General features: G+C 68.7%; 1 protein-coding gene. It reads right to left on the reverse strand.

Annotated elements, in window-relative coordinates; genetic code table 11:
• Positions 1–27: 27 nt before the first annotated feature.
• The gene (locus ACLQ2X_RS28315) at positions 28–1,260 is read right to left on the reverse strand and encodes an IS110 family transposase (protein ID WP_425684125.1); all 1,233 of its coding nucleotides are present in this window, start codon (positions 1,258–1,260) and stop codon (positions 28–30) included.
• Positions 1,261–1,599: the final 339 nt, after the last annotated feature.

Genomic DNA, 1,599 nt, shown 5'->3' on the forward strand with positions numbered 1-1,599 from the left:
ATCGAGACATCTCACCAACGGTGGCTGTCAAGCAGTTGAGGTCGCGGGTTCGGCGAAGGCCTTGCCGGAGTCGTAGAGGGTGTTGTGGCGTAGGCAGTGGTGCAGCTTGCCGAGCATGAGGTGGAACAGGCGCCGTAGGGCGGCGACGTGCCTGTCGCCGGCGGCACGGCGGGATCGGTAGCGGGTGTTCCAGTGGGAGTCATGCCGGACTGCAGCCAACGCCCACACGTATCCGGTAGCGGCGATTCGGTCGTTCTTGGCGCGGCGAGCGTGCACGAAGCTGCTCTTGCCCGAGGAGCGGGTCACCGGGGCGGCACCGGCGAAAGCACGTAACGCGCGAGCGTCGGCGAAGCGGCTACGGTCGTCGCCGATCTCGGCCAGCAGCCGGGCGCCGAGCTGCACGCCGAGACCGGGGATGCTGGTGACGATCTTCGCGTCGGGGTGGGCGGTGAACACCTCGTCGATGCGCTGCTCCAGCTGCTGCAGCGTCTGGCAGACCGCGTCGAGTTGCCGCACCAGTCCTTGAAGGTGCAGGCCCATGGCCTGCTCGACAGACGCTGTCTGGCGCATCTGCTCGCCGTGGAGGAAGCCGTGCAGCTTGTCCGCCTCGGCGACGATGCCGCGTTGACGGCCAGCGCGGCGCAGCAACGCCGCGAGCTCGGTGGGAGTCAGCGCAGTTGCGGCCGCAGGCGTCGGCGCCGCGGCAAGGATCACCCGGGCGGCTGGCGAGTCGAGCCGGTGCCGTCCGCCGCGCTCGAACGCCGCCAGGGCGGCGGGAAAGAACATCCGCAGCAGCGTCCGGATCCGGTTGGTGAGCGTGACCTGGTCCCAGGCAGCGTCCTGCTGCGCCCGGGTCAGTACCCGCAGCGACTGCAGCAACTCGCTGTCGGCCGGCAGCGGCCGATGCGCGGCCGCATCGGTGCGCAGGATGTTCGCCAGCACCATCGCATCGAACGCGTCCGACTTGCCGCGCGAGGCCCGATACCGGTCCCGATAACGCGACACCGCCAAGGGATTGATCGCGAACACCTGTCGACCCGCAGCCCGCAGGCCAGCTACCAGCAGCCCCTGACTCGTCTCGATCGCTACCGGCAGTCTCCCGCCGGCCGGGTCGTGTTCGGCCAGCAGCGCCAAGACCTGGCTGAGGCCGGCGGCATCGTCGTTGATCCTGACCGATGCCACCACGACGCCCGCCTCGTCGACGACAGCTACATCGTGGTGATCCTGGGCCCAGTCGATGCCACACGCGACCGCTACCATCGTTGCTCCTCCCTGTCATGGACCACAGCGAGGCGCGACGCCCTAATGGACAGTGCTTGCCGCACGACATCTCACGAGCCGTTCGCCTCGCCACCGGCGGCGCCCGAACTCGCGCAAGACTCCAGGCCTACGACTGACCAAGGCTCAGCCCGCCGGCGAACCACGAAACGATCATCCCCGTCGATCACCGTGACCGCCACGCGCCCCTCTCGATATCCAGGGTCAACGCCCCGCCACTTCTACAGGCGTCAGCGGCGGCCACGATCCTCAACGAGGCGCCGCTCTCGATTCCCCGGCTCAACGGCCATCGGCTGGTACGGGCGTCCTCGGTTGCCATTA

Origin of the sequence: Micromonospora sp. DT31, from assembly GCF_049841795.1 — a bacterium.
In the GTDB taxonomy this organism is placed as follows: Bacteria; Actinomycetota; Actinomycetes; order Mycobacteriales; family Micromonosporaceae; genus Micromonospora.

What these genes read in the sequence shown, in the direction of transcription:
- ACLQ2X_RS28315 (WP_425684125.1), bottom strand. Translation starts at nt 1,260, where the DNA reads ATGGTAGCGGTCGCGTGTGGCATCGACTGGGCCCAGGATCACCACGAT.